15 protein-coding genes and 1 tRNA gene are annotated in these 14266 nt (G+C 58.9%); 9 read left to right on the top strand and 7 right to left on the bottom strand.

Annotated features, from left to right (window positions below; all coding sequences use genetic code 11):
* The 3 genes from J1G34_RS16180 to J1G34_RS16190 form a co-directional block, all read right to left on the bottom strand.
* Positions 1-724 (bottom strand): ShlB/FhaC/HecB family hemolysin secretion/activation protein (locus J1G34_RS16180; protein WP_262411823.1); only part of this gene is annotated, 724 nt, incomplete at its 3' end.
* 238 nt (positions 725-962) lie between these two features.
* Positions 963-2570: an ArnT family glycosyltransferase gene (locus J1G34_RS16185; RefSeq protein ID WP_222994333.1), complete on the bottom strand. Its 1608-nt coding sequence runs from the start codon at positions 2568-2570 to the stop codon at positions 963-965.
* A gap of 86 nt (positions 2571-2656) precedes the next feature.
* Positions 2657-3622, bottom strand: coding sequence for an arsenic resistance protein (locus J1G34_RS16190; RefSeq protein WP_065898030.1), 966 nt, complete (start codon positions 3620-3622; stop codon positions 2657-2659).
* A gap of 140 nt (positions 3623-3762) precedes the next feature.
* Between J1G34_RS16190 and J1G34_RS16195 the strand changes: the two genes are divergently transcribed.
* Positions 3763-4176 (top strand): hypothetical protein, encoded by a 414-nt coding sequence (locus J1G34_RS16195; RefSeq protein WP_222994371.1) that lies wholly within the window; start codon positions 3763-3765, stop codon positions 4174-4176.
* Between the two features lie 115 nt (positions 4177-4291).
* Here J1G34_RS16195 and J1G34_RS16200 read toward each other — a convergent pair whose 3' ends face one another.
* The 3 genes from J1G34_RS16200 to gabP all read right to left on the bottom strand — a co-directional run bounded on the left by J1G34_RS16200 (position 4292) and on the right by gabP (position 6316).
* Complete coding sequence (locus tag J1G34_RS16200; RefSeq protein ID WP_158254500.1) at positions 4292-4462, bottom strand: hypothetical protein; 171 nt, start codon at positions 4460-4462, stop codon at positions 4292-4294.
* Between the two features lie 145 nt (positions 4463-4607).
* A complete protein-coding gene (locus tag J1G34_RS16205; RefSeq protein WP_222994376.1) occupies positions 4608-4778 on the bottom strand; it encodes a hypothetical protein in 171 nt (56 codons plus the stop codon).
* A gap of 146 nt (positions 4779-4924) precedes the next feature.
* Positions 4925-6316 carry a GABA permease gene (gene gabP, locus J1G34_RS16210; RefSeq protein WP_222994334.1) on the bottom strand — a complete coding sequence of 464 codons (1392 nt, stop codon included), beginning with the start codon at positions 6314-6316 and terminating at the stop codon, positions 4925-4927.
* Positions 6317-6872: 556 nt separating this feature from the next.
* Between gabP and J1G34_RS16215 the strand changes: the two genes are divergently transcribed.
* The 5 genes from J1G34_RS16215 (at position 6873) to J1G34_RS16235 (ending at position 11078) form a co-directional block, all read left to right on the top strand.
* On the top strand, positions 6873-7646 hold the full coding sequence (locus J1G34_RS16215) for an ABC transporter ATP-binding protein (RefSeq protein WP_104501316.1): 774 nt from the start codon (positions 6873-6875) through the stop codon (positions 7644-7646).
* Between the two features lie 13 nt (positions 7647-7659).
* Positions 7660-8412 carry an ABC transporter substrate-binding protein gene (locus tag J1G34_RS16220; RefSeq protein WP_005783892.1) on the top strand — a complete coding sequence of 251 codons (753 nt, stop codon included), beginning with the start codon at positions 7660-7662 and terminating at the stop codon, positions 8410-8412.
* 74 nt (positions 8413-8486) lie between these two features.
* Positions 8487-9182: an ABC transporter permease gene (locus J1G34_RS16225; RefSeq protein WP_065892679.1), complete on the top strand. Its 696-nt coding sequence runs from the start codon at positions 8487-8489 to the stop codon at positions 9180-9182.
* Between the two features lie 38 nt (positions 9183-9220).
* On the top strand, positions 9221-9910 hold the full coding sequence (locus J1G34_RS16230) for an ABC transporter permease (protein WP_065892682.1): 690 nt from the start codon (positions 9221-9223) through the stop codon (positions 9908-9910).
* A complete protein-coding gene (locus J1G34_RS16235; RefSeq protein ID WP_065935986.1) occupies positions 9891-11078 on the top strand; it encodes a methyltransferase in 1188 nt (395 codons plus the stop codon). Before J1G34_RS16230 ends, J1G34_RS16235 begins: the two co-directional genes overlap by 20 nt.
* A 241-nt stretch (positions 11079-11319) precedes the next feature.
* Here the strand turns inward: J1G34_RS16235 and bcsQ are convergent, their stop codons facing one another.
* On the bottom strand, positions 11320-12219 hold the full coding sequence (gene bcsQ / locus J1G34_RS16240) for a cellulose biosynthesis protein BcsQ (RefSeq protein ID WP_130138492.1): 900 nt from the start codon (positions 12217-12219) through the stop codon (positions 11320-11322).
* A 331-nt stretch (positions 12220-12550) separates the two neighbouring features.
* On the opposite strand from bcsQ, the gene J1G34_RS16245 reads away from it, so the two are divergent.
* The 3 genes from J1G34_RS16245 (at position 12551) to J1G34_RS16255 (ending at position 13717) form a co-directional block, all read left to right on the top strand.
* Positions 12551-12626: transfer RNA gene (locus J1G34_RS16245), tRNA-Thr, on the top strand.
* Positions 12627-12767: 141 nt separating this feature from the next.
* Positions 12768-13271: a hypothetical protein gene (locus tag J1G34_RS16250; RefSeq protein WP_222994335.1), complete on the top strand. Its 504-nt coding sequence runs from the start codon at positions 12768-12770 to the stop codon at positions 13269-13271.
* Complete coding sequence (locus J1G34_RS16255; RefSeq protein ID WP_222994336.1) at positions 13271-13717, top strand: hypothetical protein; 447 nt, start codon at positions 13271-13273, stop codon at positions 13715-13717. The genes J1G34_RS16250 and J1G34_RS16255 overlap by 1 nt, the downstream gene beginning before the upstream one ends.
* Positions 13718-14266 lie beyond the last annotated feature (549 nt).

The following is a 14266-nucleotide window of genomic DNA, read 5'->3' on the forward strand; positions in this document are numbered from 1 at the left end:
CGCCGGTGCTTTTCTGGCCGTCGTTATTGCGCGACAGGCTGGCGCGCCAGGGCTTTTGCGCGGTGTTCTTGACCACCACGTCGCTGCCGCCGACTTGCTTGCCGGGGGTCAGTTCCATCTGCGCCTGTTTGGACGGCAGACGGTTGAGCTGGTCCACCAGTTGCTCGATTTCACGCAGGTTCAGCGCTTCGCCGACCTTGCCGGGAAAGGCCATGGCCAGTTCGCGTTCGGTCACGGTGCTGCCTTCGGCGCTGCGCAAGGCTTCGAGCTTGCCTTCCACCACCAGCACTTGCAGGTGGCCGGTGGACAGGTCCTGCTGCGGCAGGTAGGCGCGGCTGGTGACGCGGCCTTTGCCGAGGTAGTAGTCGGTGATGGCCTTGAGCAGATCGTTGAGCTGGGACACGCCCAGGCATTGGCCGACATAGGGCTTGAGCAGGCGCTCGCGCTCGGAGGCCGGCAGGCTGTCGGCGCCTTTGAGTTCGATGTCTTTGATCGGGAAGCAACGGGTGTCGGCGGGCGCGGTGGGCGCCTCGGGTTTGGCCGCTTTGCCGGGCAGGTCCTTGAGTTCTTCAAGGCGCCGCTGTTGCTCTTCGAGCAGGCGGTTCTGCCGATCGCGGATCAGGTCCTGGTCCCCGGGGGTGGGGGCCGCGAATGCGCTGTTCAGCGTGAAGAAAGTCAGCAGGCAGACGCCCAGCAGCCGAGTCCATGGCAGGAGCAAGTACATGTTCGATCCGTCGATTTACAAAGGGCGGCAAATTAACATCGAAGCATGCGTCATGCCAATATCCCGACTGCTTTATCGGCAGGCGCCTTAAAAACAACTAACTGACTGATTTTTAAATAAAATATTATTAAAAATCGGTATCTTGCCTGGCGATTCCGATAGACGGTAGCAATGATCTAACTGATGAGTAACGGTAACGCGCCGAGCGTCGCCTCGGATGCTTTCTAAAAAGGGCTTCTCAGTTGAGCAGAAACACCATCAACGCATTGTCATTCAACCGCCCCTGAAAGCTCGGCGCCAACGGCTCGACCGGCGACCCCTTCAACAGCGCCGCGTCCTTGCGCGCCACAATCACCCAGGATGGCCGGGGCAATGTGGCGAGCTTTTCCAGTTCGTTACGCCCGACGAAAAACGGCTGTTCATCGTGGTCCAGGTTCATCATGTAGCGCACCGCCCAGGTGTCCCGGCCCAGGTCGACAAATACCAGAGGGCCCGGCTGCGCATCCCGCAACGCCTCCACCTGGCTGACAAACTCCCGCGTATCGAACTGAAGATCCTTGGCCGGCTCGATGACGGTGACCAGCAGCAACCACTGCGCCGCCAGGGCGATCATGCTCAGCCACACCAACCGCCCGGCCCGACGCCACGCCAACAGCGCCGCCACTTGCATCAGCACAAGCACGCCGATCAATAACGGCATCGAAACATCAGGCCAATAGCCGTGCTTGTGCCAGGCATACCGACACGCAAACACCACCACCACGCACAGCGCCGGCAGCGCGACGACGAGCCCCTCGTAGCAGCGGCGCACGCCAACGAGCCAGCCTTGCGCCTGAAGCAGCCCGTAGGCCGCCACAGCGGCAAACATCGGCACCATGGGCAGGATGTAATAGGCACGCTTGAAGTGCGGTACTGACAGGCCGAGCAAAATCATCAAGCCGCACGCGCCGAGGCGTATCAGCAACTGCACATCATCATTGACCCAGCGCTGCGCCCAGCGGTGACGCAGCGCGATCAACGTCGCCAGGGCCAACGGCACCACCGGGAAGTACCGGTACAAACTCAGCTGAAAGTAGAAGTAAAACGGCTCGCCGGACTCATCCAGCCGCCCACCGACCTGCATCTTGAACACCTCATCGGCAAAGGCATCGCCCCCGCTGATTCGGGCGAGTTTCATCAGCACCCACCAGCACGCCAGCAGCATCAACAAGCCGACCACGCCGTGAACCAACACCTGCCTGACCCGCTCCCCCGGCCGGCCCAGCGCCCAGTACACACATGTCACGCCACACACCTCGATCAACCCCAGCGGCCCACGAATCGCGAAGGCCAAGACAAACAAGGGGAAAACCGCGAGTTGCCTGAACCGTGAGCCCAACCGCTCGCCACTGTGCAGCAGGTAGAAACTGCCGACGCACAGCAGCGCGACCATCTGGTCCAGGCACACCGAGCGCGACTTTTCGAGCAGTTGGGTGGTGAGCAGAGTCAGCAGCACCGTCAGTAATGCCCAAGGCCGGCTGGCCGGTGCGAGCAGGCGATAGATCAGGGCAACGACCCCCGCCGAAGCGAGCGCGGTGGGCAGCACATTCGCCAGATGGTTCGGCGCGTCAAACAGCCGGGCGAAGACAAAACTGAAGAACGTCGCGGTGCCGGGGTAATCCGCGTACGGCTGGCCGTAGGTGGTAGGGAAAAGACTCGCGCCGTGGCGAAACATTTCCTGCAGGAACAACGCCCATCGTCCGTCGAAGCCTTGGGGCTGCTGATCCCAGATACCCAGGGTGAACAGCAACAAGGCGATCAGAAAGATGCCCAGTGACTCCAGGCGAAAGCGGTTGTGATGATCCATCGGGTGACCTGTCAGGTGGGAAGCGCGGGCTTATGGTGCCGACCGCCCCCCTGAACAGCGTCTGAACGAACCTGCACATTCATGCATTACCGACTGGCGCGCCATACCAGGGCCGGGATCAGGCGGATGTAGATCAACTGCGCAACCAGTTCGACCAATGTTTGCAGGATGACCGCCGTCGCGGCCAAACCGCGTGTACCTTCAGGCAACGCCAGCGCCAGGGGCAACACCACCAGGGAATTGCGGGTGGATGCGCTGAACGTCACCGCACGCGCCGTTGCCGCAGGCAGCGCGAACACCCGCGCGGCCAACATCCCCATCAGCGGCGCCAGCAGCGCGAAGCCTGCGTAGATGGGCAGCACAGGCACAAGCAGGCGGATATCCCGAATCACTGATGTGATCTGCGATCCGATCACTACAAACAGCACGAGGGCCATCGCCGGCACCGGCAACCAGGCCCAGGCGCTGTTCCACCGGTTGATCAGCAGTGATCGTCGCGCGTAAAAAGCCGTCAACGCGGCCAGCAGCATCGGCAGCGCGATCAACAACAGGAACGCTTCGATAAACGGCGCGACCGCGATCACCACCTCCGAGTGCGCTCCCAGTATCAACCCCAGGTACACCGGCAGCAGGGCCAATTGCACCAGTAACAGTAACGGCGTGGCCGCCAGCATCAACCGCGAATCACCTTTGCCGATGTGGGTAAACACCACCACGTAATCGATACACGGCGTCAGCAATACCAGCAACGCGCCCACCAACAGCGCAGGGTGCTCCAACAGGCCACGGGTCAGCGCCCATACCAGCAAGGGCACCAGGATGAAATTGGCCAGCAGCAACGCCAGCATAAAGCGCCGGCTACCCCAGCCACGGCGCAGTTCGAGAAAAGGGATTTGCAGGAACATCGCGTACATCAATACCGCGATGGCGGGCGTGACCAGTGCGCCAAGCCCCTGAGCAAAAGACGGCGCAAATGCACCACAGAGCGCGGCCAGCAGGGTGGCGGCAAAATAGAGGGGAATCTGATTGTGCTCAAGGGTGTCGCGGGTCATGAAGACGCTCTGGCAGGTGGCGAAGGCCAAGCCTATTCATCTATTGCCCGGTGGTCGAGTTGGATGTGCGAGCAAACCTGCTTGGGATTTCCCCCAACCTGCGCTTCAATACCTGCCCCAACCCCAAGGACGTTACGCCCATGGCCTCGCCAAACAAGCAGCAAAAACGCGCCCAGCGGGCAAAAACCAAGGCCAAGCAAAACCGTACCCAGCGCGCCGTCGCCACCAAGCCGGACGCATTCGCCGGCGACGACAGCCGTATCGACCTTGAGTCGGTGGACTTGACCGAGCTGTTCATGGAGATGCGCACGGCGGGCGAAACCAGCCAGCAGGCGCTGTGTGCGGTATTCCTGGCGCACCCGCTGCTGGCGCTGGTGCTGGAACAGGAAGGCGAAGAGGAAGCGACCGACTTTATCCTGGCCGCGCTGATTGAATATCGGCAATGGGCCACTGACAGCGATGACGAGGCCGCCGCATTGGCATGGATCGAATCGCCGCAGTTCCAGGCGGACTACGTCGCCGCATCCCAAGCGCTGGCAAACTCAGCAGACTGACACATACAAATGTGGGAGGGGGCTTGCCCCCGATGGCAGTGGGTCAGTCACCTATTTGTCAACTGACCCACCGCTATCGGGGCAAGCCCCCTCCCACATTTTGATCTACATTTTGTCAGTTCAGTACGGGAGCGCCGGCTCTCTGCGCCTTGCGGCGACTGGCAACAAACAACCCCGCCAACACAACCAGCAAGCTCAGAACGCCCGTCGCGATGATTTCGACCCGATGGGCTTCCTGGAACAGCTCACCCGCCGCCGGACATTGGCGTGGATCGAATCGCCGCATCCCAAGCGCTGACGAATTCAGCATACTGACACAGACAAATGTGGGAGGGGGCTTGCCCCCGATGGCAGTGGGTCAGTCACCTATTTGTCAACTGACCCACCGTTATCGGGGGCAAGCCCCCTCCCACATTTTGATCTACATCTTGTCAGTTCAGTACGGGAGCGCCGGCTCTCTGGGCCTTGCGACGACTGGCAACAAACAGCCCCGCCAACACCACCAGCAAGCTCAGAACGCCCGTCGCGATGATTTCGACCCAACGGGCTTCCTGGAACAGCTCACACGCCGCCGTACATTGGCGTGGATCGAATCGCCGCATCCCAAGCGCTGACGAACTCAGCAGACTGACACATACAAATGTGGGAGGGGGCTTGCCCCCGATGGCAGTGGGTCAGTCACCTATTTGTCAACTGACCCACCACTATCGGGGCAAGCCCCCTCCCACATTTTTTGATCTACATGTTGTCAGTTCAGTACGGGAGCGCCGGCTCTCTGGGCCTTGCGACGACTGGCAACAAACAGCCCCGCCAACACCACCAGCAAGCTCAGAACGCCCGTCGCGATGATTTCGACCCGATGGGCTTCCTGGAACAGCATGATGGTCAATGTACCCACGATAAACACCATCACCGCGTAGGTCAGGCCCGGGAACAGCCACATCTTGAAGACAATCTTCTCACCCGCCGCCGCACGCTTCTGACGCATGCGCAGTTGTGACACTGCGATCACCAGGTACACCAGCAGGGCAATGGCGCCGGAACTGGCCAGCAGGAATTCAAAGACCGCCGCCGGTGCCACATAGTTGGCAAATACCGCCAGGAACGCAGCGCCGGTGGACAGCAGCACCGCCCAGTAAGGCGTACCGCTTTTATTGGTGCGCTTGGCCACAGCCGGGGCATCACCACGACGACCCAGGGAGAACAGCATGCGCGAGGCGGTGTACAGCGCCGAGTTGAGGCAACTGGTCACGGCAACCAATACCACCAGGTCGACGATCAGCTTGGCGTTCGGAATGCCCATGCGCTCGAGCACGGTCTGGTAGGAACCCACTGCAGCCAGTGTCGGATCGTTCCACGGCACCAGGGACACGACGATGAAGATCGACAAGAGATAGAACAAACCAATCCGCCAGATCACCGAGTTGGTGGCCTTGGTGATTTGCTGGCCGGGATTCTTCGACTCCGCGGCGGCAATGGTGACGATCTCAGTGCCCATGAACGAGAACATGGTGGTCAGGATCGCCGCCAGCACCGCGCCCATGCCGTTCGGCATAAAGCCCTGGGTGTCGAACAGGTGCGATACACCGCTGACCTGGCTGGTGGGCAGCAAGCCGAAAATCGCCGCCAGGCCGAGGATAACGAAGCCCACGATCGCCACGACCTTGATCAGCGCAAACCAGAACTCGAACTCACCGTAGTTCTTCACACTGAACAGGTTGGTCGCGGTCAGCAGCAAGGTAATGATCAGGGTAAAGGCCCAGATCGCCACGTCGGGGAACCAGGCATGCAGGATGGTCGCCGCCGCGTTGGCTTCCAGCGGAATCACCAGCACCCAGAACCACCAGTACAACCAGCCGATGGTAAAGCCGGCCCAGTGGCCGATTGCGCCGTCGGCGTAAGTCGAGAATGAGCCTGTGTCCGGCGACGCAACCGCCATCTCGGCAAGCATGCGCATCACCAGTACCACCAGCGTACCGGCAGCCGCATAGGCCAGCAGTACGGCCGGGCCGGCGGCGGCAATCGCGTGGCCGGAGCCGACAAACAAACCGGCACCGATAACACCGGCAATCGACAGCATGGTGACATGCCGCGGTTTGAGCCCCTGTTCGAGGTCATTGGAGCTTTGCGTACTACTCATTGACACACCTTTGCGAGGAATTGCGAAAACGGTTCGCCGGGCCTGCGGTCTTTCTCGTGAAAAGAAACCAACAGGGCGTTCTTTATTTTTTACGCAAGATTTGCGCCAAAATGTAACAAAGGCACAGTTGACGTGGGCTGTAGGAAAATTCAGTAGTGAGCGCAAGTCTTTGAGAACAATGGCATTCCGCTATAGCGTTACCGTGCGACTCACCTTGCAGACGGACAGGTGCACCAAAAACACACACAGAAAGTGCGTGACGCTCCATTAAAGCGCTGATAAGCGCCGTTTGCCCGGTTAACCCTTCCAACACCTGCCCAAAGCTGGCACCATCGCGCCCTTTTTTACGCGAAGCCTGTAGATGCTCCGGGTTCAAACGTCTGTTCGGTTGTAGATGGCGCGACACGCCGCTGTGCCGATGCGACACCCTGCCGCAGACCACCCGTTAACCGTCCGCAGCGCTGTTGGCTGTCATCCAAACGCTATGCTAGCTTGGCGCCTCGCCAGGAAGGCGGCCCAACAGCGAAGATCGCAACGAACACAATGAGGACCGCACATGGCCGAGGCCACGCCCGCGCTTGAAATCCGCAACTTGCATAAACGCTATGGTGAGCTGGAGGTACTCAAAGGTATCTCGCTGACCGCTCGCGACGGCGATGTGATCTCGATCCTGGGTTCCTCCGGCTCCGGCAAGTCCACCTTCCTTCGCTGCATCAACCTGCTCGAAAACCCGCACCAGGGGCAGATCCTGGTGGCCGGTGAAGAACTCAAGCTCAAGGCCGCGAAAAACGGCGAATTGTTTGCCGCCGACGGCAAGCAGATCAACCGCCTGCGCAGCGAAATCGGTTTTGTGTTTCAAAACTTTAACCTGTGGCCGCACATGAGCATCCTCGACAACATCATCGAGGCGCCCCGCCGTGTACTCGGCCAGAGCAAGGCCGAGGCGACAGAAGTGGCCGAAGCCCTGCTGGCCAAGGTCGGCATCGCTGACAAGCGTCACGCCTACCCGGCGCAACTGTCCGGTGGCCAGCAACAACGCGCCGCCATTGCGCGGACGCTGGCCATGCAACCTAAAGTCATTCTGTTCGATGAGCCGACGTCGGCGCTTGACCCGGAAATGGTCCAGGAAGTACTTAATGTGATCCGCGCGCTGGCCGAAGAAGGCCGCACCATGCTGCTGGTCACCCACGAAATGGGCTTCGCCCGCCAAGTGTCCAGCGAAGTGGTGTTCCTGCACCAGGGCCTGGTCGAAGAGCAAGGATCGCCACAGCAGGTGTTCGACAACCCGCTTTCGGCGCGCTGCAAACAATTCATGTCCAGCAACCGCTAACGGAGCAACATGCATGCAGACCTATAAAAAATTCCTTCTGGCCGCGGCCGTCTCGATGGCGTTCAGCGCCACGGCCATGGCGGAAACCTTGAAGATGGGGATCGAAGCGGCCTACCCGCCCTTCAACAATAAAGACGCCAGCGGCAATGTCGTCGGTTTCGACAAGGACATCGGCGACGCCCTGTGCGCCAAGATGAAAGTCGAGAAGTGCGAAGTGTATGTGTCCGACTGGGACGGCATCATCCCGGCCCTGAACGCCAAGAAGTTCGACTTCCTGGTGTCCTCGCTGTCCATCACCGATGAGCGCAAGCAGGCCGTCGACTTTACCGACCCGTACTACTCCAACAAGCTGCAGTTCATTGCGCCCAAAGCCACGGCGGATTTCAAGACCGACGCCGCCTACCTCAAGGGCAAGGTGATCGGTGCACAACGTGCAACGCTGGCCGGTACCTACCTGGAAGACAAGCTGCCCGACACCGAGGCCAAGCTGTATGACACCCAGGAAAACGCTTACCTCGACCTGACGTCCGGCCGCCTCGACGGCATCCTGGCCGACAAGTACGTGCAGTACGAATGGCTCAAGAGCAAAGACGGTTCGGCCTATGAATTCAAGGGCGACCCGGTTGTAGAGAGCGACAAGATCGGCATCGCCGTACGCAAGGGCGACCCGCTGCGCGAGCGCCTGAACAAAGCCCTGGCAGAGATCAAGGCAGACGGCACCTACAAGAAGATCAACGACAAGTACTTCCCGTTCAGCATCGAATGATCTGAACGGCCTGCCCGGCGCGCTCACCTGAGCGCGTCGGCTTTCAGCAATGCCTGCCGCGATATGAAAACACCATGAATTTCGATCTCTACGGATTCGGCCCGGCGCTTGCCGCCGGCGCGCTGATGACCGTCAAACTGGCGCTCACGGCCCTGTGCCTGGGGCTGGTGCTGGGTCTGGCCGGGGCCCTGGCCAAGACTTCACCGTACAAGCCGCTGCAATGGCTGGGCGGTACCTATTCGACCATCGTTCGCGGTATTCCCGAATTGCTGTGGGTGCTGCTGATTTATTTCGGCACCGTCAACCTGATGCGCGCCCTCGGGGAGTTCTTTGGTAACCCCGACCTTTCCCTGAGCGCCTTTGCCGCCGGGGTCATCGCACTGGGCCTGTGCTTTGGCGCCTACGCCACGGAAGTGTTCCGTGGCGCGATCCTCGCCATTCCCAAGGGCCACCGCGAAGCCGGTGTGGCATTGGGACTGTCGAAATTCCGGATTTTCACGCGACTGATCATGCCGCAGATGTGGCGCATCGCCCTGCCGGGCCTGGGCAACCTGTTCATGATTCTGATGAAGGACACTGCGCTGGTGTCAGTGATCGGCCTGGAAGAAATCATGCGCCACGCGCAGATCGGCGTGACCGTGACCAAGCAGCCGTTCACCTTCTTCATGGTCGCCGCATTCATGTACCTGGGCCTGACCGTACTGGCCATGACCAGCATGCACTTCCTGGAAAAACGCGCCGCCCGCGGCTTTGCAAGGAGCGCCCAATGAGCGGTGACTACAGCTGGCTGTCGCATTTCGACCTGGGCCTGAACTGGGCCGTAATCATCAAGTGGCTGCCTAAATTGGCCCAGGGCGCAACCCTGACCCTGGAGCTGGTGGCGATCGCCGTGATTGCCGGCCTGTTGCTGGCGATCCCGCTCGGCATCGCTCGGTCTTCGCGCCGCTGGTACGTGAGCGCCCTGCCCTATGGCTACATTTTCTTCTTCCGTGGCACGCCGCTGCTGGTGCAGTTGTTCCTGGTCTATTACGGCCTGGCGCAGTTCGACGCCGTGCGCCACAGCTTCATGTGGCCCTACCTGCGCGACCCGTTCTGGTGCGCCACGGCCACCATGACCCTGCACACCGCCGCCTATATCGCTGAAATCCTGCGCGGTGCGATCCAGGCCATTCCCCCGGGCGAGATCGAAGCCGCTCGCGCCCTGGGCATGTCCAGGCCCAAGACGCTGTTCTACATCATCCTGCCCCGCGCCTCGCGTATCGGCCTGCCGGCCTATAGCAACGAAGTGATCCTGATGCTCAAGGCCAGCGCACTGGCCAGCACCGTGACCTTGCTGGAACTGACCGGCATGGCTCGGACCATCATCGCGCGCACCTACCTGCCGGTGGAGATCTTCTTCGCGGCCGGGCTGTTCTACCTGTTGATGGCCTATGTGCTGGTGCGCGGTTTCAAACTCCTGGAAAAATGGCTGCGCGTCGATGCGTGCCAAGGACGTTGAGGCACGCTTCCAGGCACTGGATGCGTTTCTGATCGAGCACCAGGGGCTGTGGCGACCACGGCCCTTCACCCACCTGCAATTACCCTGGGAAACCGAGCATCGCGCGTTATCCCAGTGGCTACGCCAGCGCTCGCTGGACGACGCCGAAGCCAGTCACAATCATCCCCACGACCTGCCGGCGCCCGCGCCTTTTCCACAACTGGCGGCTCAGGCGCTGCGCCTGGGCACTGTGGATAAGTTGCCGACCCAAGCGCTTGCACCCGCTCGCCATCGCCTGAATGTCGACGTTCCGGGGCGTAAATGGCAACAGATCGAAGCCTTCGGCGCCGCCCTGAATTTTGCCGTAACGCCCAACCACTGGCTGGACTGGTGCGCCGGCAAAGGCCACCTCGGCCGCCGCCTGCTGCTACCCGGCCAACACGCGACCTGCCTGGAATATGATCCGGCCCTGATCGCCTCGGGCAAAGCCTTGAGCGATCACCACGGCTTGCCCGTCACCCATCGCCTGCAAGACGTGATGGCGGAGGTCACGATCAACTCCGAACACACGCCAGTCGCCCTGCACGCCTGTGGCGACCTCCACATGCGCATGCTGCAACTGGCCAGCGCTGCCGGCTGCAAACAACTGGCGCTGGCACCGTGCTGCTATAACCGCATCAACGCCGACCGCTATCAAGCGCTGTCCGCGACCGGGCGCGCCTCTGCCCTGCAGCTGTCAATCGATGACCTGGGCCTGCCGCTGAGCGAAACCGTCACCGCCGGCAACCGCGTACGCCAGCAACGCGATATCTCCATGGCCCGGCGCCTGGGCTTTGACCGCCTGCAACGACAACTGCGCGGATGCGACGACTACCTGCCCACGCCCTCCCTGCCCGCCAAATGGCTGGATAAATCTTTCGCTGAATATTGTCGGGAGCTGGCACGCCTCAAGGGTTTATCCACAGGTGATCAAGATTGGCTCGCGCTGGAAGCCCATGGCTGGCGGCGCCTGGCCGAAGTACGAAACCTGGAATTGGTCAGAGGCCTGTTTCGTCGCCCGCTGGAATTATGGCTGGTGCTGGATCGGGCCCTGTTCCTGATGGAGCAGGGTTACAACGTCGAGCTGGGCAGCTTCTGTGAACCGAGCCTCACGCCACGCAACTTGATGGTGCTGGCCCAGCGCGATTAAGGGGCAAAAATTCCTACAGCGCCCTGTGGATAACTCTGTTGATGAATTCTTTACGAAGGCTGTAACCATCAGCGCTACAGACCAAAAGCAGCACTGGTCATTTTTTGTTCACAAAATAAAACGCACACAAAACAGGCAGTTGCAGCGTGTTGAGAACGCCTCCACAAAATGGCTGTTATGTGACGCCTGTTACTAACCGATTGTGCATAAGCATCTGGGCTAAACCGTATAAACCGCGCTTTCACGCGGTTTTTTTCGATGCCTTCAGCAGCAGGCACAGCGCATCGATGTCGTCACTGGCGAGCCGCTTCGTCACGTTATCCAAGGGGTCTGCCGCAGAGGCCAACGCTTCGTTGATCGCCATGTCGCGGTGAACTTCAAACAGCTCTCTGCCAAGCCGATGTTGGAGCGTCTCGACCATGTCCAGGCTGAACGCACTGCGTTCATTCATCTGGTTAACCACCACGTGCACGGCAGGTGGGCACTGGCCTTCAAGATGCGGCGCGAGCAGCGTATCCAGCTGATCCAGCGTGACAAGGCACGCAGCGTCCGGCTGTACGACCACCAACACCACATCGGCAACGCTCAGCGCTTGATGGAAATACACGTTATTACCGGCGGGCGTATCGATAATCACCGTCTGCCGCTCGCTCAAGCCCAATGCCCCAAGACGTCGCGCCAGCCAGGCGGGCTCCTGCTTGAGCCAACGCTCCAGGCTCTCCTGCTGCTGGACATCGATATCGCCGAAAGTAATCACCCGGCACCCGGCAAAACCCAACTGCTGCAGCGGGCCCCATTGCCCATGCTCCAGGCTGGTGCGCCCGATACCCGGCAATGTGCAACTGACGCCAAAGTGGTGATGCAAGGCATTCTGCGGGTCCAGATCCAGCGCCACCACCGACTCCCCATGACGCTGCAAACCGCTGCTCAACGCCGTCACCAGCGTGCTGCGACCCACACCGCCATTGATAGACACCAGCGCCACTATTTTTGGACGCAACACAGGGCTCTCCAGCGGCTGGACAGGTTGATGAGATTCTTGAGGGATAGTGCCGAAAAAATGCATTCGCGCATTGATGCCGTCGGCATCACGGATGACGTCCTTGCCGAATAACGCCAGGATTTCTCTGCCAAGCCCCATTACCTGCTCCTCACGACGCAACTTAAGACGTGAAGCTCGGCAAGCGCGGGTACTTACCGCAGGTCTTATTATCAGTCGCCCTTGTGTGGGGCATTCTGTGACAACAGGGTGGCGAGTGTCATTATTTTGGTGCTATTGGCGATGGAATTTTGGATGAACGGTAAATGGTCAATTTTATGACCTTCCTTGGTGTATTTGTCTGTACGGGTTTTCAGGCGGTGAACATGTGGAAAAACCACGGCGATCGCGAAAAACCACAGGGTTTGCAAAAATAGTCAGAATTCAGGGGTTTACAGAACCTTTTCAGTCGCTATAATCGTCGCCCTAACACGCCGGTATAGCTCAGTTGGTAGAGCAACTGACTTGTAATCAGTAGGTCCCGGGTTCGACTCCTGGTGCCGGCACCATTTAAAATCAAAGGCTTGCAGCGATGCAGGCCTTTTTTTTGTGCGCAATACGTAACAAGCCACGTAACAAGCTTTGTTCTTGATTAGGATCTGCGGTAGGTGGGTGCTGGTCAAAGGAATTCCACCGCTCAAGGAATGGATATGAACCTTTTAGACGAAGCACCAAGCCCGAACAAGAACGGGGTGAGCGGAGCGCAGACCCAGGGCTCAGCCACGGAAATACTATCCGATGTCGCCCCGCCTCTTACGGGAGAGCTACTGCCACGAACCTTTATGGGCCTCACCAGTGAGAATCCCACAAACTTTGGCGGCGTCGACGGTGCTCGCGTACTCAATGCCATGATCAATGACCTGACCTTCGAAAGGGATGAGGCAAAAAATCTGGCTACTGAGACACAGTCCAAGCTGGACAAATCTCAGCGTGAGCTCCACGACGAAAGAATAAAAAACGTACGATTCGAAGAGCGTCTGGGCGGCGCCTTTAAGCTTGGGATTGCCCAACGTTTATGCACGTTCCTCAGTCCGATCTTATTTTCAGTAGGAATCGACGTTTTCAAAAACTCACCGTCTTCGGCCTACATAATTTTCGGCATAGCAACACTTTTGCTATCGACCAACATGATACCCAGTCGAGGTAAGAGCTAATGACCATCGGTATAATTACGAGCCTCCAAATTGTTGAGGTTATGGATCACGGCGTACCTAACCTTGAGCGCATCGCCATATACGTAACCGAATCGTGCGACCTATCAGAGTATTGCTTGCTGATAGGCCTCCCTGCTTTGGACGGTACGACGACGCCAATCAAGGACCATATGCTTTGGTTCGGGCATGGTTTCGCTAATGTCGGCGACTGGGTGATGATCTACACCGCGTCAGGGTCGACCACTATCATTCCGAACGGCTTACCAAGCGCAGGTACCTCAATTCAGCCAAGAGTGATCAACATTCACTGGGGGAAAAACCATACTGTTTTCCAGAACAGGGCCATCATACCAATGCTGATTAAGATCCAATCCTTGGCCGTGCCTACGCCACCAGCACCTGCGTACCAAGGCAACCCGGAGGCCCAAAGAAACCGTATCCTCTGAACTGTATAGATTCGCTCCTTTCTCCAATCACGCGTATTTCAATGTCTCCAGGTTAGGGGCAGTTCGTTTTTCTGCCCCGACAACATTCCCTAATGCCATCCCCAAGCCCCCACGGAATGACGCCATCGACATGGTGGAAACGTGCCAAAGGGAGTGAATATGCAAGTGAACACGTCAATGTCGACACCCCTTTCACAAGCAGCGTAAGCCTGGCGCACCGGTCAGCCGTGGCGAAGTTCGCAAAATGTGCTTGTACCTGAAAAAAGAGTGATAAAGGTAATATTGCTGCTTGAATCAAGCGGCAAGCCCCGCACCGCGTGGCTTTGAGCGATGTTCGGGAAGGGTGATATTTAAGTGATACAGAAGTAATAGTATTACTCTTTTATAAAGTGATATTCCAAAATGACCAAGCCCAATGAAACCGGGGGTTTGGCGGGAATATCACTTTTCATATCACTCCATATCACTTCTCAATGTGATATCGCCCCCCAACAAAACCGTGCCCTCCAGACGTTTTATAACTATCTCTTGCCCTTATTACTCTTTTTG

Origin of the sequence: Pseudomonas sp. Wu6 (assembly GCF_019891515.1) — a bacterium.
GTDB lineage: Bacteria > Pseudomonadota > Gammaproteobacteria > Pseudomonadales > Pseudomonadaceae > Aquipseudomonas > Aquipseudomonas orientalis_A.

Bases quoted from the DNA above. Each gene is read 5' to 3' on its own strand.
- J1G34_RS16185 (WP_222994333.1), bottom strand. From the start codon at position 2,570: ATGGATCATCACAACCGCTTTCGCCTGGAGTCACTGGGCATCTTTCTG.
- J1G34_RS16190 (WP_065898030.1), bottom strand. From the start codon at position 3,622: ATGACCCGCGACACCCTTGAGCACAATCAGATTCCCCTCTATTTTGCC.
- J1G34_RS16195 (WP_222994371.1), top strand. From the start codon at position 3,763: ATGGCCTCGCCAAACAAGCAGCAAAAACGCGCCCAGCGGGCAAAAACC.
- J1G34_RS16200 (WP_158254500.1), bottom strand. From the start codon at position 4,462: ATGCGGCGATTCGATCCACGCCAATGTCCGGCGGCGGGTGAGCTGTTC.
- J1G34_RS16205 (WP_222994376.1), bottom strand. From the start codon at position 4,778: ATGCGGCGATTCGATCCACGCCAATGTACGGCGGCGTGTGAGCTGTTC.
- gabP (WP_222994334.1), bottom strand. From the start codon at position 6,316: ATGAGTAGTACGCAAAGCTCCAATGACCTCGAACAGGGGCTCAAACCG.
- J1G34_RS16215 (WP_104501316.1), top strand. From the start codon at position 6,873: ATGGCCGAGGCCACGCCCGCGCTTGAAATCCGCAACTTGCATAAACGC.
- J1G34_RS16220 (WP_005783892.1), top strand. From the start codon at position 7,660: ATGCAGACCTATAAAAAATTCCTTCTGGCCGCGGCCGTCTCGATGGCG.
- J1G34_RS16225 (WP_065892679.1), top strand. From the start codon at position 8,487: ATGAATTTCGATCTCTACGGATTCGGCCCGGCGCTTGCCGCCGGCGCG.
- J1G34_RS16235 (WP_065935986.1), top strand. From the start codon at position 9,891: ATGCGTGCCAAGGACGTTGAGGCACGCTTCCAGGCACTGGATGCGTTT.
- bcsQ (WP_130138492.1), bottom strand. From the start codon at position 12,219: ATGGGGCTTGGCAGAGAAATCCTGGCGTTATTCGGCAAGGACGTCATC.
- J1G34_RS16250 (WP_222994335.1), top strand. From the start codon at position 12,768: ATGAACCTTTTAGACGAAGCACCAAGCCCGAACAAGAACGGGGTGAGC.
- J1G34_RS16255 (WP_222994336.1), top strand. From the start codon at position 13,271: ATGACCATCGGTATAATTACGAGCCTCCAAATTGTTGAGGTTATGGAT.